The organism is Thauera sp., assembly GCF_047601425.1.
In the GTDB taxonomy this organism is placed as follows: domain Bacteria; phylum Pseudomonadota; class Gammaproteobacteria; order Burkholderiales; family Rhodocyclaceae; genus Thauera.
In genome coordinates, this window is record NZ_JASGJL010000001.1 from 2,836,437 (window position 1) to 2,855,734 (window position 19,298).

15 protein-coding genes are annotated in these 19,298 nt (G+C 68.4%); 6 read left to right on the plus strand and 9 right to left on the minus strand.

Annotation, left to right across the window (positions count from 1 at the left end):
- Window positions 1–234 precede the first annotated feature (234 nt).
- Window positions 235–1,332 (plus strand): NAD(P)-dependent alcohol dehydrogenase, encoded by a 1,098-nt coding sequence (locus tag QM748_RS13775; protein WP_415247495.1) that lies wholly within the window; start codon window positions 235–237, stop codon window positions 1,330–1,332.
- 116 nt (window positions 1,333–1,448) lie between these two features.
- Here the strand turns inward: QM748_RS13775 and QM748_RS13780 are convergent, their stop codons facing one another.
- From QM748_RS13780 to QM748_RS13805, 6 genes are read right to left on the minus strand one after another with little or no spacing between them, the layout of a single operon-like run.
- Window positions 1,449–2,900, minus strand: a complete 1,452-nt coding sequence (locus tag QM748_RS13780; RefSeq protein ID WP_415247496.1) for an MFS transporter — start codon at window positions 2,898–2,900, stop codon at window positions 1,449–1,451.
- Entirely contained in the window at window positions 2,893–3,987 is a 1,095-nt protein-coding gene (locus tag QM748_RS13785) for a DUF2218 domain-containing protein (RefSeq protein ID WP_415247497.1), read from the minus strand. Before QM748_RS13785 ends, QM748_RS13780 begins: the two co-directional genes overlap by 8 nt.
- Window positions 3,988–4,021: 34 nt before the next feature.
- Entirely contained in the window at window positions 4,022–4,819 is a 798-nt protein-coding gene (locus tag QM748_RS13790) for an ABC transporter ATP-binding protein (protein ID WP_263462867.1), read from the minus strand.
- A gap of 4 nt (window positions 4,820–4,823) precedes the next feature.
- A complete protein-coding gene (locus QM748_RS13795) occupies window positions 4,824–5,906 on the minus strand; it encodes a FecCD family ABC transporter permease (protein WP_415247498.1) in 1,083 nt (360 codons plus the stop codon).
- Complete coding sequence (locus QM748_RS13800; RefSeq protein WP_415247499.1) at window positions 5,903–7,045, minus strand: ABC transporter substrate-binding protein; 1,143 nt, start codon at window positions 7,043–7,045, stop codon at window positions 5,903–5,905. The genes QM748_RS13795 and QM748_RS13800 overlap by 4 nt, the downstream gene beginning before the upstream one ends.
- Window positions 7,045–8,889, minus strand: a complete 1,845-nt coding sequence (locus QM748_RS13805; protein ID WP_415248072.1) for a TonB-dependent receptor domain-containing protein — start codon at window positions 8,887–8,889, stop codon at window positions 7,045–7,047. The genes QM748_RS13800 and QM748_RS13805 overlap by 1 nt, the downstream gene beginning before the upstream one ends.
- Between QM748_RS13805 and QM748_RS13810 the strand changes: the two genes are divergently transcribed.
- Complete coding sequence (locus QM748_RS13810; RefSeq protein WP_415247500.1) at window positions 8,834–9,160, plus strand: hypothetical protein; 327 nt, start codon at window positions 8,834–8,836, stop codon at window positions 9,158–9,160. The genes QM748_RS13805 and QM748_RS13810 overlap by 56 nt on opposite strands.
- Before the next feature lie 146 nt (window positions 9,161–9,306).
- Here QM748_RS13810 and QM748_RS13815 read toward each other — a convergent pair whose 3' ends face one another.
- Window positions 9,307–10,311 (minus strand): helix-turn-helix transcriptional regulator, encoded by a 1,005-nt coding sequence (locus QM748_RS13815; protein WP_415247501.1) that lies wholly within the window; start codon window positions 10,309–10,311, stop codon window positions 9,307–9,309.
- 199 nt (window positions 10,312–10,510) lie between these two features.
- Window positions 10,511–11,410, minus strand: a complete 900-nt coding sequence (locus QM748_RS13820) for a LysR family transcriptional regulator (RefSeq protein WP_415247502.1) — start codon at window positions 11,408–11,410, stop codon at window positions 10,511–10,513.
- Between the two features lie 148 nt (window positions 11,411–11,558).
- Here QM748_RS13820 and QM748_RS13825 point away from each other — a divergent pair, with 148 nt between their 5' ends.
- From QM748_RS13825 to QM748_RS13835, 3 genes are all read left to right on the plus strand, one after another.
- Window positions 11,559–12,950, plus strand: coding sequence for a GntP family permease (locus QM748_RS13825; protein ID WP_415247503.1), 1,392 nt, complete (start codon window positions 11,559–11,561; stop codon window positions 12,948–12,950).
- Between the two features lie 157 nt (window positions 12,951–13,107).
- Window positions 13,108–14,619, plus strand: coding sequence for a CoA-acylating methylmalonate-semialdehyde dehydrogenase (locus QM748_RS13830; protein ID WP_415247504.1), 1,512 nt, complete (start codon window positions 13,108–13,110; stop codon window positions 14,617–14,619).
- A gap of 80 nt (window positions 14,620–14,699) precedes the next feature.
- Window positions 14,700–16,316, plus strand: a complete 1,617-nt coding sequence (locus tag QM748_RS13835; protein ID WP_415247505.1) for a GMC family oxidoreductase — start codon at window positions 14,700–14,702, stop codon at window positions 16,314–16,316.
- A gap of 70 nt (window positions 16,317–16,386) precedes the next feature.
- Here QM748_RS13835 and QM748_RS13840 read toward each other — a convergent pair whose 3' ends face one another.
- Window positions 16,387–17,094, minus strand: a complete 708-nt coding sequence (locus QM748_RS13840; RefSeq protein WP_415247506.1) for a Crp/Fnr family transcriptional regulator — start codon at window positions 17,092–17,094, stop codon at window positions 16,387–16,389.
- Between the two features lie 71 nt (window positions 17,095–17,165).
- Between QM748_RS13840 and QM748_RS13845 the strand changes: the two genes are divergently transcribed.
- A complete protein-coding gene (locus QM748_RS13845; RefSeq protein ID WP_415247507.1) occupies window positions 17,166–19,298 on the plus strand; it encodes a TonB-dependent receptor in 2,133 nt (710 codons plus the stop codon).

The following is a 19,298-nucleotide window of genomic DNA, read 5'->3' on the forward strand; positions in this document are numbered from 1 at the left end:
AGGTAAGGGATCACGCGGCCGAGCAGCTTCCCGTGTGCCGCACCGCATTTGGCAGGCGTCCCACGGAACGGCGTGATTATATCAATTAATGACAATCATTCTCATTTGATCAAAATCAATTCGGAGCTGGCGAATCAGTGCTTCCATTGACCTGGATCAACCCCGTGGAAGAGCCTCGCCAGCGATCTGGCCTACACTGAAAGCGCCCCACGGCACACTCCAGGAGGAAGTCCCATGAGCATGATGAAAGCAACCGTTTTCGTAGCCCCTGGCCGCATCGAACTGGTGGACAAGCCGATTCCCGACGTCGGCCCGAACGACGCCCTGATCCGCATCACCACCACCACGATCTGCGGAACCGACGTACATATCCTGAAAGGCGAATACCCGGTGAAGCCCGGCCTGACGATCGGCCACGAGCCGGTCGGCGTGATCGAGAAGCTCGGCAGCGCCGTGCAGGGCTACAGCGAAGGCCAGCGCGTGATCGCCGGCGCCATCTGCCCGAATTTCAACAGCTATGCCGCGCAGGACGGCTTCCCCTCGCAGGACGGCAGCTACCTCGTGCCCGGCGGCCAGTGCGGCTGCCACGGCTACAAGGCCACCGCCGGCTGGCGCTTCGGCAACATGATCGACGGCACCCAGGCCGAATACGTGCTGGTGCCCGACGCCCAGGCCAACCTCGCACCGATTCCCGACGGCCTCACCGACGAGCAGGTGCTGATGTGCCCGGACATCATGTCCACCGGCTTCAAGGGCGCCGAAAACGCCAACATCAAGCTCGGCGACACCGTGGTGGTGTTCGCCCAGGGCCCGATCGGCCTGTGCGCCACCGCCGGCGCGCGCCTGCTGGGCGCGACCACCATCATCGCCGTCGATGGCAACGACCACCGCCTCGGCATCGCCCGCACGATGGGCGCCGACGTGACGCTGAACTTCCGCAACTGCGACGTGGTGGACGAAGTCATGAAGCTCACCGGCGGCCGCGGTGCCGACAGCGCGATCGAGGCGCTGGGCACACAAGCGACTTGGGAGCAGTCGCTGAAAGTGCTGAAGCCGGGTGGCACGCTGTCCAGCCTGGGGGTGTATTCGGAAGACCTGAAGATCCCGATGGCCCACTTCGCCGCCGGCCTCGGCGACCACACCATCCGCACCGCGCTGTGCCCGGGCGGCAAGGAGCGCATGCGCCGGCTGATGAACGTGCTCGCCGCCGAACGCCTCGACCTCGGCGTGCTCGTCACCCACCAGTACAGGCTCGACGACATCGTCGCCGCCTACGAGCTGTTCGCCAACCAGCGCGACGGCGTGCTGAAGGTGGCGGTCAAGCCTTCCTGAGCCGCCGCAACCCGCAGCAAGGAAGCGTGCCCGCCCTCTCCAGGGGCGGGCATTTTTTCACCGCTTGCACCGCAAGCCTGGCATGAAGGCCAGGACAGCAGCCGGCACAGCGCCGATCACGTCCGGTCGATGCTCAACCCACCTTCGTCCCGAAAACGCCCCCGCACCGCAATCCAGGCGGCAAGGCTGCCGACGACACAGGCACAGCCGCCGGCCAGCAGGGCCGTGGACACGGCGAAGCGCCGGGCGACGTAGCCCATCTGCAGGCCGCCGAGCGCCGGCCCCAGCGCCGACTGCAGCAGCCAGAATGCCGACACCCGCCCGCGCAACGCATCCGGCGTGTGCTGCTGCAGCAGCGCGCCGCGCACGATGTCGCCGACGGTATCGGCGCTGCCGGCCAGCGCCAGACAAGCCAGCATCATCCACAGGCTGCCGGTGAGGCCGGCCGCGGCCACCGCCAAACCCCACAGCACCGCCATCGCCGCCAGGACGCGGCCCGGGCGGCGCAGCGTGCGCGTCCAGCCGGATGACAGCGCAGCCACCAGCGCGCCCAGCGCCGGCGCCGCATGCAGCACGCCGACCAGCGCCGCATCGCCGCCCAGCGTCTCGCTGGCGATCTGGGGCAGCAGCACGAAGGGCATCGCCAGCAGGCTGGCGATGAGGTCGAGCAGCAGCATGCCGGAGATCACCGGGCTGCGGCGGATGAAACGCAGGCCGTCGCGCCATTCCGCCAGCGCGCCCTGCCCGTTTTTTTGCCCCGATTCCTGTCCTTTGCCGGGCGGCTCATCGGCCGCCCGGGCGGCATTCAGCCGCGGCAGCCGCGCAAGCAGCAGCGGCGTGATCGCCGAGGCCGCCATCACCACCGCGTAGCAGCTCGCGAGCCCGGCGCCGGCGATCAGGAACCCGGCCACGATCGGGCCGACCAGCGCGGCAAGCTGCAGGGCGATGGCGCTCAGCGCGCCGGCCGCGGCAAGCTGCTCGCGCGCCACCAGCGACGGCAGCACCGCCATCAGCGCCGGCGCACCGATGCCGCTGCTGAAGCCGCCGGCCAGCGCCGCCAGGTAGATGAGGCCGAGCTGGGCCTGCGGCAGCAGAGTGTTGGCCAGCAGCAGGCCGACGACGCCGACATAGGCGATCCGGCTGCCGACCATCAGCATGCGCCGGTCGTGCCGGTCGGCCAGGCGGCCGCCGAACACCAGTCCGGCGAGCTGGCCGCCGGCCAGGCAGAAGCCGACCAGGGCAACATGCAGCGAGGACTGGGTGAGCGCATAGACCTGCCAGGCCACGGCGACGGCGTTGATGCCGTACACCATCAGCGCCACCGTCCGCGCCAGGTACAGCAGGCGGAAGCCCGGGCTGGTCCGCAGCGGGCCGATGTCCACCACGAATCGGGCCAGGCGCGGCCCGCCGGCCTGGGCCTTTGCAGGCCGGGCCTCACCCGGCAGGGTCTTTCCTGGTCGGAGCTTTTCTGGCCGGGCGCTGCCACCCGGCCCGGGACAGGATTCGCCCGCCGACTCGGGACAGGCGGTGCCCGCAGGCGAGGTGCATGGCGTCCTCGGTTCAGTCATCGGCAGGCACGTTCTTGAACTCGGTCTCGCTGCGCCCACGCCGCCAGTAGGCCACCACCAGATGTTCGGCCGGCGTGAGGCCGCGTTCCTTGCGCACGTACGCACGCACTGCACGGAAGGCGTCGAACTCCAGGCCGGCCCAGACGAACAGCCGCGTACCGGCTTCCGGCCAGGCCACGGCGCGCACGGCGTCCGGCAGCAGGGTCGTGGTGCCCGGCGCCTGTGAGCCGCGCAGCAGCCAGCGCAGTTCGATGCCGGCCGGCGCGCGCAACGCCTGGCGGTCGCTTGCGTCCTGGACTTCGACCAGCGCCACGCCGCGCGCGTCGGCCGGCAGGTTCTCCAGGATGCGTGCGATGGCCGGCAGCGCGGTCTCATCGCCGGCGAGCAGAGTCCAGTCGGCCTCGCGTGCGCCCAGGCCGCCCGGCCCGCGCATGCCGACCCGGTCGCCGGGGCGGGCGCGCTGCGCCCAGCTGCCGCCCGGGCCGGCAGGTTCATGCACCACCATGTCGATCTCCAGCGTGCCCGCCGCCGGGTCGATGTCGCGGATGGTGTAGGTGCGCATGTCCAGCCGCTTGTCGCCCTCCGGCATGCGCAGCAGGCCGTTGGCATCCAAGGTCGGCCATTCCGGCTCGGTGTTGCCCGGCTGCGGCAGCAGCAGCTTGCAGTGCAGATTGTCCAGGCCGGCATAACGTTCGAGCCGCTCGCCGCTCAGGGTGATGCGGCGCATGCGCGCAGTCAGGTCGCGCGCGGCGATCACCCGCAGCACACGGAAGGCCGGCGGCTCGCGCAACTGGCTGCCGTCGCCGTGCCAGCGAATCTCGACCGGCTGGGAAGAAAACTCCAGCAGGTGGCTCGCCACCACGACCTTGAGGTCGTACAGCGCATCCATCGCCGCGGCTTCGGCGCGGATGTCGAGCTGCTCGCCGTCGACGCGGATATGGATCAGGCCGCCGTGGATGGCGAGCTTCCAGTCGGCGCCGTCACGCTGGAATTCGAAACCGTGTTCGCGCATGTGTTCGCCCAGGCGCGTCAGGGTGTGTTCGGCTTCGGCCAGGCGCACCTGCGCCTGCGCAACAAGCTGGGTCATGATGAAGACTCCTCGGTCGAGGGGGGAAATGAATTCAGGCCGGCGGCGCTTCCGCGGGGCCATCGATCAGCACCATCGTGCGGCCACGCTCGCAGCGCTGCACGCGCGCTTCCACGCCGTAGACGGTGCGCAGCATCTCCGGCGTGATCGCGGCCTGGGGCGTGCCGCAGGCGTGCAGACGGCCCCGGTGTATCACCAGGATGTGGTCGGCCCACTGCGCCGCCAGGGCGAGGTCGTGCAGCACCGTGATCACCAGATGGCCGCTGTCGGCCAGCCTGCGCACCGTGTCCATGACCCGCCACTGGTGGCGCAGGTCGAGCGCGCTGGTGGGCTCGTCGAGCAGCAGGATGGGAGAGTCGCGCGCGATCGCCTGGGCCAGCGCGGCCACCTGGCGCTGGCCGCCGGACAGCTGGTCGAGCCGCCGCATCGCGAGGTCGTCGATGCCCAGGCGTTCGAGCACCGCCATCGCCGCGAGCTCTTCCTCGCGCGCCGGCAGGTCGCGGGCCTGCATCGCCGTCAGGGTGACTTCCAGCACGTTCAGCGCGGCGGTTTCCGGCAGGCTCTGCGGCATGTAGCCGATGGTGCGCGCCAGCGCGGCCGCTGGCATGGCGAGCAGGTCCTGGCCGTCCCAGCGTGCCTGGCCGCTGGCCGGCACCAGCCGAGCGAGCGCACGCAGCAGGGTGGATTTGCCGGTGGCATTGGGGCCGACCAGGGCCACCAGCTGGCCCGGCAGCAGCGGCGGCAGGCTCAGGTCGCCAAGCACGGTGTGGCTGCGATAGGACACCGTGAGGTGCTGGATTTCCAGCGCCGGCGCAGCATTCGTGGTGCTCATGAGCTCATCTCCGCCGGTGGCGCCGGGTGATCAGGGCCAGGAACACCGGCAGGCCGACCAGCGAGGTGGCGATACCCACCGGCATCAGCACGCCGGGCACCAGGGTCTTGCTGATCACCGACGCCAGCGACATCAGCAGCGCGCCGCAGACCACGCTGGCCGGCAGCAGGAAGCGGTGGTCCTCGCCGACCAGCAGGCGCGCCATGTGCGGCCCGACCAGGCCGACGAAGCCGATCGTGCCGACCAGCGCCACCGCCGTCGCCGCCAGCAGGCTGGCGCGCACCAGCGCCCACAGGCGCAGCCGGTCGACGTTGACGCCGAAGCTGCGCGCGCGATCGTCCCCCAGCCGCAGCGCGGTGAGGCGGCGCGCGGCGCGCCACGAGAACGGCATCGTCACGACCAGCACCGCGGCCAGCAGGCCGACGTTGGTCCAGTCGGCGCGCGCCAGGCTGCCCATGGTCCAGAACACCAGTTGCTGCAGCGCGTCCTCGCTGGCGACGAACTGCAGCAGCGACAGCAGCGCGCCGGCGGCGAAGCCGATGGTGATGCCGAACAGCACCAGCGTCTCCGGCCCGGCATGGTGGGTGCGCGCAAGCAGTTGCAGCAACATCAACGCGCCGAGCGCGAAGACGAAGGCGTTGGCCGGCACCAGCCAGGACAGATCCAGCCCGGGCACGCCCACGCCGAGCACGATCGCGAGCGCGGCGCCGAGCGCCGCCGACGAGGACACGCCGAGGGTGAAGGGCTCGGCCAGCGGATTGCCGAGGATGGTCTGCATCTCGACCCCGGCGAGCGCCAGCGCCATGCCGACCAGCACCGCCAGTACCGCGATCGGCAGGCGTACCTCCCACAGGATCACGCGCTGGCCGCGCCCCAGCGATTCGGCATCGAACAGCCCGCGCAGCGCATCCGCCACGCCGAGCGAGGACGGGCCGCTGACGAAGTCGGTCAGCGCGCTGGCCAGTGCAAGAACCAGCAGCAAGGCCACCAGGCCGCGGCGGCGCCAGGTCAGCCGGCGGTACTCGTCCAGCGTATCGAGCCCGGCCGTCGACACCATCACGGCCGGATGACAGGCCTCGCGCGTCATCGGCTGCTCCGGCCGGGAACGGCGAAACCGGCGGGCTGCCCCGGCCCGTTGGTCCAGAAGCTGCCGCGCAGCGGCGTGGCGAGGAAGCGGCCGTTGATCTCGTCCATCGTCGCCTGCGGGTCGATGTCGGCATACAAGTCGGGCAGCACCCATTTGGCGACGACTTCGAGCGCGACGATGCTCAGGCCGCCGGTGAGCGGAAACCAGATGCCGTGGGTGCGCCCGTCCTCGATCGCGCGCATGCCGGACATTCCCTTGCGCTGCAGTACCCGGCCCAGCGAGGCCTGCGCGGCGGCCGGCGTGGTATTCACGCCGAGCACCAGCCCGCCGCGCTCGGCGAGGTAGGCGCCGCCCGCACCGATATAGACCTCCGGGTCCTGGTCGAGCACGTATTCCAGGCTCAGCTGGCCGAACATGCCGGGCAGCACTTCCTCGCCGATGTGGCGCCCCCCGGCGATGGTGACGAGGTCGCCGATGCTCTCGCCGCTTCCCACCGAAGTGCAGCAGGCTGCACTGCCCGCGTGCGGTTCGAGCAGCACCACGGGGCGCCGCTGCACGGTCGCGGCGCGGCTGCGGATGCGCTCGAGACGCTCCTGGAAGAAAGCCACATAGGCGTCGGTCTGCTCGCTGCGGCCGATCAGCACGCCGAGCTGCTGCAGGCCGTCCAGCGGCCGCTCGCTGCGGAAGCTGGGCGTCAGGCGCAGGACCACCACGCCGATGCCGGCCGCCTCCAGTTGGCGGATCAGGCGTCCGACGGCCATGAAACGCGGATGCAGCACGACCAGGTCGGGTTTCAGCGCGATGACGCGTTCGAGCGGAAAGTTGTTCGGATCGTCGACGCTGAGCTGCAGGATGTCGTCGAAGGCGGGATCGGCCTCGCGCAGCGCGCCCAGCGTGTCCGCGTCCAGGCGCCAGCGGTTCCACGCCACCAGGCGCTGCGCCGGACGGTCGTCGATGAGGGCAAGGGTGATGAAGTCCGAGGTGTCGGTCAGCACGATGCGCTGCGCGGGCTGGGACAGCACCACGCGGCGGCCGGCCTGGTCGGTCACCGCCACTTCCGCCACCGCCGCCAGCGACAGCGCGGACAGCAGGCCGACCAGAACGGCACGCAGGGCCCGGCACAAGCGCCGCATGCCCATCAGAAGCCCGCGTTCAAGGCCACCCACAGGCGACGGCCCTCGTCCTGCATCCAGTTGCCGTCGAGGCCGGTGGTGCGCGTGCGGTTGTCGATCGCGACCATACGGTCGGTGACGTTGAGCAGCGCGGCCTTCAGCGTCAGCGTGGGGCTGAAGGCGTACTGCCCGCCGATGTCCAGCGTGGCCGAGGCCGGGCGCTCGCGCACGTTCGTCGCGCCGTTGCGGAAACCGGCGTAGTAGGACTTGCCGTAGTAGTTGGCGCGCAGCCAGCCGGAGAAGGCATCATTGGGCGTCCAGTCGAGCTGGGCCTTCAGCATGTGCCTGGGCGTCTTGTCCAGCGGCTTGCCGTCGAGCGAGCTGTTGTCGTAGGAGAACTCGCCGCCGCCCTCGCGCTCGGACTTCACGTAGGTGTAGTTGCCGTCGAAGCCCAGCGTGCGGGTGAGCGGAAAGTTCAGCGCCACTTCCAGGCCGCGGATGGTGACGTTGTCGATGTTGTCGTAGACGTAGATGCTGCGCGAGGGCATGCGCGGATCGTCCACCCCGGTGTCGTAGCTGGCGACCTTGTTCTTGAAGTCGTTGTTGAACACCGTCGCGCTGAGGCTGGAACCCGGCGCCCACTGCCAGGCCACGCCGAACTCCTGCGTCAGGCTGGTTTCCGGATCGAGGTTCGGGTTGCCGCACAGGTTGCCGCGCTTGGGCGTGTTGCCGCCGGTGGTCATGCAGTAGCCCGCCACGCTCTGGCGCAGCGTCGGCGCCTTGAAGCCGCTGGCGATGCCGCCGCGCAGGGTCCACGCCTCGTCGAGCTGATACACCCCGTACAGCCGCGGCGACCAGTGCGAACCGTAGAGTTCGTGGTGGTCGAGGCGCACGCCGGCCGTCAGCGTGAAGCGATCGCTGAAGAAGAAGTCGTCTTCCGCCGACAAGGCCCACGAATCGATGTCCACCTTGTCCACGTTCGGCGCCGGGAAGCCCGGAATGGAATCCTGCTGGCTGATGCCTTCGACGCTGCTGAGCTGATACTGGGCGCCGAGGCGCAGCAGGTGGCGGCTGAAGGGCAGCGACAGCTGGCCGTCGAACACGCGGTTGGTCACTTCCGGGCGGGCGACGTTGCGCACGCCGTTAGTGTAGTCGTTCTGCTTGCCGACTTCCTGGCTGAGCACGACGCGGGAGCTGCCGAAGGACCAGCGCCCTTCGTGCGTCAGCGAGATGTGGTCGCGGCTGTGGCGGGTCTCGGTGCCGTCCGCGGTGGCGGCGATGGAATGGCCCGGCTCGCGCAGATAGCTGAAGTCCTCGGTGCCCACGTCCAGGGTCAGGTCCTGGTTGTCGCTCAGCTTGGCGCTGAGCTTGGCGCCGATCGAGCGGTCGCGGCTGCCGTGGGCGCCGCTGACGAAAGGCAGGGGGTAGTAGATGTCGTCCTCGTAGCGGCGCACGTACTGGCCGTAGACCTGCAGGCCGAGCGCATCGGCCTTGATCGGGCCACCCGCCCAGAAGTCGGCCTGGCGGCTGTCGCCGAGATCGGAATGTTCCTGCTTGGTCGCCGACAGCGTGACCGAGCCGCGCCACGCGGTCGGCACCTTGCGGGTGATGATGTTGATCACGCCGCCCATCGCGTCGGCGCCGTACAAGGTGCCCATCGGGCCGCGCACCACCTCGATGCGCTCGATCGCATCGAGCGGCGGCAGGAAGTTGGCCTGCACGCCGCCGGTGCCGCGGTTCATGGTCTCGCGCGTGCCCTGCCGCTTGCCGTCCACCAGGATCAGGGTGTATTCGCCGGGCATGCCGCGGATCGAGATGTCGCTGGAATTGGGGCTGTCGCCATTGACGTTGACGCCTTCCAGGCGGTTGATGGCGTTCGACCGCGCTGCCGACCGGCAGCTTGTCGATCTCCTCGCGGGTGATCACGGAAATCGACGCCGGCGCGTCCTTGACCATTTGCTGCTTGCCGGCGGCGGAGACGACGACCGCGCTCAGCATGCTCTCTTCCTGAGCGTGGACGGAAGCGCTGCCCGCCATTGCCGCGATGGCGGCCAGGATGCAGCGGGCAAGCGGCAGGACGGAACGATGGGAATGGATGTCGGCGGTGGGTTTCATGGGCGTGGGCAGCTTCGGCTTCGGTAGGATCTGGAGTCGCGCACTGCGCGAACGACAGGCACGCACGGAACCCGAGCGTGCTTCGGCAGGCATTTCAGCATTCCATCGCCTCGCCGTGGTTTGCCGGACACGCACGAATGTTTGCCGGATGCGCTTTGCGGCCACAGCGCCGTTCAGATGCGTGCGCGCACCATCTTGGGCGACAGTCCGAAGCGGCGCTTGAAGGCCGTGGCGAAATTGGCGGCGCTGTTGTAGCCCGCCACATGGGCGGCCTGGGCCACGCTCGAGCCGCGCTGTTCCAGGTCGATGCGCGCCTTGTGCAGGCGCGCATCACGCCGGAACTCGACGATCGAAGTGCCGTAGGCGGCACGGAAGTGGCGCTGCAGCGCGCTGGCGCTGAGCCCCGCCCAGCGGGCGATCTCGTCCAGGCTCAGATCCAGCGCCGCATCGCTGGCGAGGAAATCGCGCAATCGAGCCAGGCGCTCGTGCTGGCATGGGCGCAACCCGGCATTGCCGGCATGCTCCGTCAGGCTGCCCAGCGCCTCGTGGGCCAGTTCGACCGCCCGGCTGTTGATCAGCAAGCGCCCCAGCGGTGCCGGGCCGGCCGTCAGTTGCATCAGTTGCTCGGCCAGCGCCACGGCGCGCGGCGACGGCCGCCAGGGCTGTGTCGCCAGATTGCGGTCGAGAAAGCTGCGCACGCGCGGGTCCGTCCCGGCATCGGCAAGGCCCTGCTGCTGCAGCCATTCGGACGACATGAACAGGCTCACCTTGCGCTCGAGCTTGCCCCGCTGCCAGCGGCGCTCGAAAGTCTCCTGCCGCGTGGTGCCGACCATCATGCCGCATGCGGTGGCTTGCCGCCGCCCCGCCGACAGATCGACGCACTGCGCGCCGAAGGACACATCGACGTTGCCGACCAGCAGTACCGTGACGCGCAAGCCCGGGGCCAGCGAGACCCGTGAGCGCAGGTCGCGAAGATCGCAGACCTGCGAGCAATGCACTTCGAGCCCGTCCTGCGCCCCCAGGCGAGACACCCGGCCGGCGAGCACCGGTTCGTCCGGCGTCATGCGTGCGCCGACGAAGTGGTAATCGCCTCCATTGAACTCGCCGGCCAGCATCATGCCCGGCGGCAGAACGAAATCACGGGCGATTGCCGCACCCATTGCTTGATTCGAGGTCATCCGTGCTTCCAATCGGATGAGCCAGACTCGCAGAACCGTCCGGAGGCTGGTCACTGAAGTTAGTAATGATGTCCATTATCATTTACTTTCACGGAGATCTCTGCAAGCCTTTTGTGCATTGCAACCAGCACGGCGCCTCAGCCTCGCGAGCAAGGCAGCATGACGTCCTGCTGCACGGACCGCGGCGGCGCTTCGCTGCTCAGCGCATGTCGCCGCGCCAGGCTTCGGCGACGACTTCCATCGCAGCGCCGATCGGCGGCTCCTTGACCCTGTCCTTGCGGCAGATGAAGCCCAGCGCCGCCGGCACCACCACGGCATCGGCGATCACCACGCCGTCGGCATGCGCGGCACGCAGCGCCAGGCTGTCGCGCGCCAGGGTCAGCGCGACGCCCGACCTGACCAGATCCATCATCGACGGCTCGAGGTCGACCTGCGCCACGACCTTGAACTCCACCTCCTCCGCCGCGGCAATGCGGCTCAGCAGGCGCTGATGGACCGACTCCGGCGGCGTCCAGATCCAGGGCAGCTGGGCCAGCGCCCGCCAGCCTTTGCCCCGCACCTGCCCACCCCAGCTCGGTGGCGCGACGACGCGGTAAACGAAACCCGTCAGCGCCATGACGTGGAAGCGGTCCTGCAGGTCTTCCAGGCCGGGCGCGCCCAGGGCAAAGGCAGCATCGAGACTGCCCGCCTCCACTTCACGCGCCATCGCACCCGACATGCCGTGGCGCAGCATGAAGGACACGCCAGGATGGCGCTCGGCCAGCAGACGCAGGCAGACACCCAGGCGCAGGAACTCGGGATCGACGATGGTCCCCAGGCGCAGCGTGCCCATCAGGCTGCCCTTGAGGTGGGCTGCCGCGGCCCGGAACTCCGCCGCCGTCGCCAGTGCCCGCTCGGCTGCCGGCAGTAACTGGCGGCCCGCCTGGGTCAGGCGGACTCCGCGCGGCAGACGCTCGAACAGCGTCAGGTCAAGGGATTCCTGCAGCTTCTTGAGCTGCAGGCTCAGGGCCGGCTGGGTGATGCACAGCCGCTCGGCCGCCCGCGTGAGGTTCCCCTCCTGGGCAGTCATCACGAAAGCCCGCAGGCCCGAATAGTCCATTTGATATTAGCAATCGAAATAACTAATCCAATGATAACTCATTGGACCGGATGGTTTTCGGCGGTTTTAAATCCCCCGCGCTGCACCCTTGCGCCCTTTCGCAATGAAGGGGGAATTTTCTTTCGTCATAACCAGAAGAGGAGATACCGTGAGTCTGCTGATCGTCATCGCGGCACTTGCCTTCCTGATGTTCGTGGCCTACCGCGGCTACAGCGTCATCCTGTTTGCCCCAGTCGCAGCGCTCGGCGCGGTGTTCCTGGTCGATCCATCCCTGGTGGCGCCGATGTTCTCCAGCGTCTTCATGGAAAAGATGGTGGGCTTCGTCAAGCTCTACTTCCCGGTCTTCCTGCTGGGCGCCATCTTCGGCAAGGTCATCGAGCTGTCGGGCTTTTCCAAATCGATCGTCTCCACGGTGATCGGACTCGTCGGCCAGAAGCGCGCAATCCTCTCCATCGTGCTGGTCTGCGCGCTGCTGACCTACGGCGGCGTGTCGATGTTCGTCGTCGTCTTCGCTGTCTATCCTTTCGCCGCCGAGATGTTCCGCCAGAGCAACATCCCCAAGCGCCTGATCCCGGGCACGATCGCGCTGGGCGGCTTCACCTTCACGATGGACGCGCTGCCCGGCTCGCCGCAGATCCAGAACATCATCCCCAGCACCTTCTTCAAGACCGACACCTGGTCCGCGCCCTGGCTCGGCGTCACCGGCGCGGTGTTCATCCTGGTCACCGGCCTGATCTACCTGGAAGTGCAGCGCCGCCGCGCCGCGGCCGCCAACGAAGGCTACGGCAGCAGCCTGGTGAACGAGCCCGAGCCCTTCGACCACCACAACCTGCCCCACCCCGCGATCGCGCTGCTGCCGCTGGTGATGGTCGGGGTGATGAACAAGGTCTTCACCAGCCTGATCCCGTGCTTCTACGGCGACACGCACGAGATGACCCTGGCGGGCGCCTCGACGTCGATAACGACCGACGTTTCCAAGGTCGTCGCCATCTGGGCGGTGGAAGCGGCCTTGCTGGTGGGCATCCTGACGGTGATGCTGTTCGCCTTCAAGACGGTGACCAAACACTTCGCCAAAGGCACCCAGCTCGCGATCGGCGGTTCGCTGCTGGCGACGATGAACACTGCATCCGAGTACGGCTTCGGCGCGGTCATCGCCGGCCTGCCCGGCTTCCTGGTGGTGGCAGAAGGGCTCAAGGCCATTTCCGACCCACTGATCAACCAGGCGGTCACGATCACCGCCCTGGCCGGCATCACCGGCTCGGCTTCCGGCGGCATGAGCATCGCACTCGCCGCCATGGCCGACACCTTCATCCAGAACGCGACGGCGGCGGGCATCCCGATGGAAGTCCTGCACCGGATCTCCGCCATGGCTTCCGGCGGCATGGACACCCTGCCGCACAACGGCGCCGTCATCACGCTGCTGGCCGTGACCGGCCTGACCCACCGCCAGTCCTACAAGGACATCTTCGCCATCACCGTCATCAAGACGATCGCGGCCTTCCTGGTCATCGCCGTGTTCTATACCTTCGGCATCGTCTGAGGCGCGTATTCGCGCCTGCCCCGGGGGCTGGCTCCAAAGGCTGGAGATATTAGCGATCAAAATATCGAATCTAATGATAAGTCATTGGACCGGTACCCCCGCAGCCGCTTTAATGCAAGGCTCCAAGCCCCCACACACCACAGCAGGAGAAATCGACATGAGTTTCACCTACGCATCGCCCCAAGGCCGCGTCGGCCACTGGATCGACAACGAATTCCGCCCCGGTGAAGGCGGCCAGGTCCCGGTTTACGATCCCGCCCTGGGCAGGATCTCGCGCCAGGTCGCGCTCGCCACCCGGGCCGAAGTCGATGCCGCGGTCGCCTCCGCCGCCGCCGCCCAGCCCGAGTGGGGCGCGCTGGCCGTCCAGCGCCGTGCCCGCGTGCTGTTCAAGATGAAGGAACTGGTCGAACGCCACACCGACGACCTCGCCCGCCTGATCACCCGCGAACACGGCAAGACCTTCCCCGACGCCCGCGGCGAAGTGCAGCGCGGCCTGGAAATCATCGAGTTCGCCTGCGGCATTCCGCAGCTGCTGAAGGGCCAGTACTCCGACAACGTCGGCGGCGGCATCTCCAACTGGAACCAGCGCATGCCGCTCGGCGTCACCGCCGGCATCACGCCGTTCAACTTCCCCGTCATGGTGCCGATGTGGATGGCGCCGGTGTCGATCGCATGCGGCAATGCCTTCGTGCTGAAGCCCTCCGAGCGCGACCCCTCGCCCTCGCTGCTGCTCGGCGAGCTGTTCCGCGAAGCCGGCCTGCCGGCAGGCGTGTTCAACGTCGTGCAGGGCGACAAGAGCGCGGTCGATGCGCTGCTGAACCACCCCGACGTGCAGGCGATCAGCTTCGTCGGCTCGACTCCGATCGCGAAATACATCTACGAGACCGCTGCCCGCAACGGCAAGCGTGCGCAGGCGCTGGGCGGCGCCAAGAACCACATGGTGGTGATGCCCGACGCCGACCTCGACCAGGCCGCCGACGCGCTGATCGGCGCCGCCTACGGCTCGGCCGGCGAGCGCTGCATGGCGATCTCGGTGGCGGTTGCGGTGGGCCACATCGCCGACGAGCTGATCGCCAAGGTGAAGAGCCGCGCCGAACAGCTCAAGGTCGACGACGGCGAAGCCGACGGCGCCGACATGGGCCCGGTGGTCACGCAGGAGGCCAAGGCGCGCATCGAGGGCTACATCGCCTCCGGCATCGAACAAGGCGCCAGCCTGGTGCTCGACGGCCGCAGCCTCGCCGTGCCCGGTCGCGAGCAAGGCTACTTCCTCGGCCCCACGCTGTTCGACGGCGTCAAGCCCGGCATGAAGATCTACGACGAGGAAATCTTCGGTCCGGTGCTGTGCGTGGTGCGAGTCGATACCTTCGCCGAGGCGGTGGCGATGATCAACGCCCACGCCTTCGGCAACGGCGTCGCCTGCTACACCCGCGACGGCCGCACCGCGCAGGAGTTCGCGCAGAAGATCCAGGTCGGCATGGTCGGCATCAACGTGCCGCTGCCGGTGCCGATGGCCTGGCATTCCTTCGGCGGCTGGAAGCAGAGCCTGTTCGGCGACCACCACAGCTACGGCGAGGAAGGCGTGCGCTTCTACACCCGCTACAAGAGCATCATGCAGCGCTGGCCCGACAGCGGCTCCAAGGGGCCCGAGTTCGTGATGCCGGTGAACTGATCCGGCAAGTCCCTCCTCAGCGGACCGCCCTTCGCCCCCAGGCGGAGGGCGCCACGAAATTCGACCCCCAGGAGTGCCCCATGAAAGACTTCGGTGAATTCGATTACATCGTGGTCGGCGGCGGCGCCGCCGGCTGCGTGCTGGCCAACCGCCTGTCGGCCGACCCCGACGTGACCGTGCTGCTGCTCGAAGCCGGCAACGACGAACAATGGATCTGGACCAGGATCCCGGTCGGCTACCTCTACTGCATCAACAACCCGCGCACCGACTGGTGCTACAAGACCGAGCCCGAGCCGGGCCTCAACGGCCGCTCCATCATCTATGCCCGCGGCAAGGGCCTGGGCGGCAGCACGCTGATCAACGCCATGCTCTACCTGCGCGGCCAAGCGCGCGACTACGATTCCTGGGCCGAAGCCACCGGCGACGCCGGCTGGGCCTGGAAGGAAGTCATGCCGGTGTTCAAGCGCGTCGAGGACCACTGGAGCGGCGGCAACGACCTCCACGGCGGCAATGGCGAATGGCGGGTGGAAAAGCAGCGCCTGCGCTGGGACATCCTCGACCGCTTCGCCGAGGCTGCGGCCCAGGCCGGCATTCCGGCCACGCCCGACTTCAATGGCGGCAACAACCTCGGCGTCAGCCAGTTCGAGGTGAACCAGAAGCGCGGCACGCGCTGGAGCAGCGCGCGCGGCTTCCTCGACCCTGTGCGCGGCCGCGCGAACCTGCGCATCGTCACCGGCGCACTTTCAGACAAGCTGGTGCTGGAAGGCCGCCAGGCGCGCGGCGTCGAATTCCGCCTCGGCAACGAGGCCTGCGTGGCACGCAGCCGCATCGAGGTCGTGCTCGCCGCCGGCGCCGTCGGCTCGCCGGCCATCCTGCAGCGCTCCGGCATCGGCGATCCGGCCCTGCTGCAAAAACTCGGCATTCCGGTAGTCCATGCCCTGCCCGGCGTCGGCCGCAACCTGCAGGACCACCTGCAGATCCGCAGCGTATACAAGGTACAGGGCATCAAGACGCTGAACCGCCAGGCCAACAGCCTGTGGGGCAAGGCCATGATGGGCCTGGAATACGCCCTCATGCGCAGCGGCCCGCTGACGATGGCGCCCAGCCAGCTCGGCCTCTTCGCGCATTCCGACCCTTCGATGCCGACGCCCGACCTGGAATACCACGTCCAGCCGCTGTCGCTGGACAAGTTCGGCGATCCGCTGCACACCTTCCCGGCCTTCACCGCCAGCGTCTGCGACCTGCGGCCGCAGTCCCGCGGCCATATCGACATCCGCGACCGCGACCCGGCCAGCGCGCCGAGGATCGCCCCCTGCTACCTCAGCCATGAGGCCGACCGCCAGAAAGCCGCCCGCGCGCTGCGCCTGACCCGCAAGATCGCCAGCCAGCCCGCGCTGGCGCCGTTCAAGCCGGTCGAGCACCTGCCGGGGCCGGACTTCACCACCGACGAGCAGTTGATCCACGCCGCCGGCAACATCGGCACCACCATCTTCCACCCGGTCGGCACCTGCAGGATGGGGCGCAGCGACGACGACGCGGCCGTCACCGACTCCGAACTGCGGCTGCGCGGCATCGCCGGCGTACGCGTGGTCGATGCCTCGATCATGCCGACCATCACCTCGGGCAACACCAGTTCGCCGACGATCATGATCGCCGAGCGGGGGGCCCAACTGATCCGCGCCGCCCGGCAGCGCTGAAGCACCGCCGCAACCGCCCGCGCCCGGCCTTCTCACGAGGGCCGGGCGCTTCCCGTTTCGGGTGCCGGCTTCAGTTGCAGCCCTGGCTGATGGCGTCCAGCGCCTTGGCGTCGATGATCTGCCAGTTGCGCCGCTTGCCGCTCACATACCCCTGGCGCAGCCAGTCCGACAGCAGGCGGTTCAAGGTCTCGGCCCGCAGGCCCAGGGTCGCCGCCAGTTGCCGCTGGTTCGGCCGCAATTCGATGGCCATGCCCTGCTGCTCGCGCTGCTGGAGCAGGTAGGCGGCAAGACGCTGGGCGCCCGATCCGCGCGCCATCAGCTCGACCTCGTCGATGCGCCGGCACAGACGCTGGCTCGCCCGCGCCAGCAGGCGCATGGCAACCCGGGGTTCGCGTTCGCACAACTGATGCAGCGACTCCCGCTTCATCTGGAACAGCAGGCACGCGCTGCGGGCGCGGATGCTGACCGGATAGCAGCCGGCCGGCGTGAACATCAGCACCTCCGCCACCAGGTCGGGCGCATTGCGGTGACCGAATATCCGCTCCTCGCCGTCGGCGCCATGGCGCATCGCCTCCAGCTCGCCTTCCAGCAACAGCCACCAGGCGCGGGCGCATTCCTTTTCTCGAAACAGGAATTCCTCGGACTCCAGACGGCGGAAAAAGCCGCTGTCCAGCAAGGGCAGCAGGGACGCTTCGGCAATGCCGGAGAACACCTCGTCCTGTTGCAAAACGGGAATCACGTTCTTGATCTGCATCATCGACAACTTGAGAAAAGTCATTTCTGTTTTCGGCAGCGGATGCCACCATGAGCCGCATGATAATCGTTATCACTTACAACTGGTGGTCTCAAATGCGGCATCAAAATTCGAAGCCCAGGTCCGCGCAAGCGGGTGCAGCGCTGCTGGCGCTGGGAACCTGCCTGACGAGCCCCTCGCAGGCGCAGGAAGCGACGGAAACGGTACTGGGCGTGACCGAAATCGTCACCGCCACGCGCTCGGGCGGCGCGGTGGATGATTCGCCGCGCGCAGTCAGCGTCGTGGATGGCGAAACGATCCGTGAGCGCCCTGCCGCTGCGGGCATCCAGGAACTGCTGGCGGAAGTGCCGGGCATCCAGTTCTCCCGTTCCGGCGGGCTGGGCGGGCAGATCGTCATGCGCGGCTTCAACTCCAACGCCACGCGCTCGATCGTGACCGTGGACGGCGACCGCTACCGCGGCCGCAGCACGCTTGAATTCAATATGTTCGACCCGAACGGCATCGAGCGCATCGAGGTGATCCGCGGCCCGGCGTCGGCGCTGTACGGCGCCGACGCGATGAACGGCGTCGTGAACATCGTCACCCGCCGCGCAAGGGTCGACCGTGACCAGCCCTTCGTGCTTGCGCCGCGCCTGCGCGCCCTCGAATACGCCAGCGTGAACGACCTGTGGGGCGGGCGCGTCGAGCTGGCGGGTGGCGGCCAGGGTTTCGACGTGCTCATCGGCGCCCACGCGCGCTCGGCCGGCGACTACGACACGCCGGTCGGCAAGGCATACAACAGCGCTTTCGAAACGAAGGGCGTGGATTTCAACATCGGCTACCGGCCCACGAACGAGTCGCGCTGGGAAATCTCCGGCCGCTACGAAAACGCAAAAACCGAACGGGCAGGCGGCCTGGGCGCCGCGCCCGGCGAACCGGTCCTGAGCGTCAGCGAAAAACCCATCACCGAACGCTATCTGCGCCTGGGCTACCAGGGACGCAACTTCGGCGCAGTGGCCGACAGCCTCGACGCCTCGATGTATGTGCGCAAGTTCGACACCCACATCTGGCAGACCAACCGCGCCAATCCGGCCATGACGGTGGACGCCCACATCCGGGTCGACGCGCCCACCGTGTGGGGCGGTCACCTGGTCGCGATGAAGGCGGTGGACGATCACCTGCTGAGCTACGGCGCGGACTTCTTCAGCGAGGACTTCGAGGGCCGCAACCGCCAGATCACCCGCAGCAACAACACCACCGGCACGGTGACGCCGCTGCCGTGGGAAAAGATCGACCGCGACTCCAAGACCACCAACATCGGAATCTTCGTCGCCGACGAATGGCGGGCGAACGAGCGTTGGGTGCTGTCCGGCGCCGTGCGCGGCGACTGGGTGAAGGCGGAAGTCGGCGGCGCGCTGGCGAACGAGAACGCCGCCCAACGGGCGGCTTACGGCCGCAATCCGGGCAGCACCGAAACGGCGCTGACCGGCAGCATGGGCGCGGTGTTCGCGCTGGACGAGGTGTGGAGCGTGGCCGCCAACCTGAGCCGCGGCTTCCGCGCGCCTTCCGGCATGGACATGACGATCACCTCGACCGCCGGCACCATCACCACGCTGCCGTCTCCCGACCTGTCGCCCGAGGTGAACCGCACGGTCGAACTCGGCCTGCGCTGGGCCTCGGCCCGCCACCAGGGCAGCGTCACAGCCTATCAGAGCAACTACCGCGACCTGATCACGACGACCGTGGTGTCGCCGACGCTGCGCCAGCGCCAGAACGTGTCGAAGGCCGTCATCCGCAGCCTGGAGCTGGAAGGGCGCAGCCTGCTCGACCGCAACTTCAGCCTGAACTACATGCTGACCGCGACCCGCGGCACGGACGAGTCCGAAAGCCGCCCGCTGCCGGGCATCGCCCCCTTGAGCGGCCGGCTCGCGCTGCGCTACACGCACGGCGGCTGGTACGCCGAAAGCGTGCTGCGCGGCTACAAGGGCCGCTCGCGGATCGACAAGACCCAGGAGCGCGGCACCGCGAGCTACGCGATGGTCGACCTCCATGCCGGCACCCGACTGGACGGCCTGCTGGGCGAAAGCTGGAAGGGCTGGAAGGTGGTCGCCGGCATCGAGAACCTGTTCGACCGCGCCGGACGCAACCCCACCGTGGCCGAGGACATCGCCTACCCGCGCGGCACGGTCGGCAATCCGCTGGTCGAGCCGGGCCGCAACTTCGCCATCAAGCTGAGTTCGGACTTCTGA

Excerpts from the sequence above, each read along its gene's own strand:
- QM748_RS13820 (WP_415247502.1), bottom strand. The coding sequence starts at position 11,410 with ATGGACTATTCGGGCCTGCGGGCTTTCGTGATGACTGCCCAGGAGGGG.
- QM748_RS13845 (WP_415247507.1), top strand. The coding sequence starts at position 17,166 with ATGCGGCATCAAAATTCGAAGCCCAGGTCCGCGCAAGCGGGTGCAGCG.
- QM748_RS13840 (WP_415247506.1), bottom strand. The coding sequence starts at position 17,094 with ATGACTTTTCTCAAGTTGTCGATGATGCAGATCAAGAACGTGATTCCC.
- QM748_RS13815 (WP_415247501.1), bottom strand. The coding sequence starts at position 10,311 with ATGACCTCGAATCAAGCAATGGGTGCGGCAATCGCCCGTGATTTCGTT.
- QM748_RS13800 (WP_415247499.1), bottom strand. The coding sequence starts at position 7,045 with ATGGGCATGCGGCGCTTGTGCCGGGCCCTGCGTGCCGTTCTGGTCGGC.
- QM748_RS13790 (WP_263462867.1), bottom strand. The coding sequence starts at position 4,819 with ATGAGCACCACGAATGCTGCGCCGGCGCTGGAAATCCAGCACCTCACG.
- QM748_RS13795 (WP_415247498.1), bottom strand. The coding sequence starts at position 5,906 with ATGACGCGCGAGGCCTGTCATCCGGCCGTGATGGTGTCGACGGCCGGG.
- QM748_RS13785 (WP_415247497.1), bottom strand. The coding sequence starts at position 3,987 with ATGACCCAGCTTGTTGCGCAGGCGCAGGTGCGCCTGGCCGAAGCCGAA.
- QM748_RS13835 (WP_415247505.1), top strand. The coding sequence starts at position 14,700 with ATGAAAGACTTCGGTGAATTCGATTACATCGTGGTCGGCGGCGGCGCC.
- QM748_RS13830 (WP_415247504.1), top strand. The coding sequence starts at position 13,108 with ATGAGTTTCACCTACGCATCGCCCCAAGGCCGCGTCGGCCACTGGATC.
- QM748_RS13810 (WP_415247500.1), top strand. The coding sequence starts at position 8,834 with ATGTCGCTGGAATTGGGGCTGTCGCCATTGACGTTGACGCCTTCCAGG.
- QM748_RS13780 (WP_415247496.1), bottom strand. The coding sequence starts at position 2,900 with ATGACTGAACCGAGGACGCCATGCACCTCGCCTGCGGGCACCGCCTGT.
- QM748_RS13775 (WP_415247495.1), top strand. The coding sequence starts at position 235 with ATGAGCATGATGAAAGCAACCGTTTTCGTAGCCCCTGGCCGCATCGAA.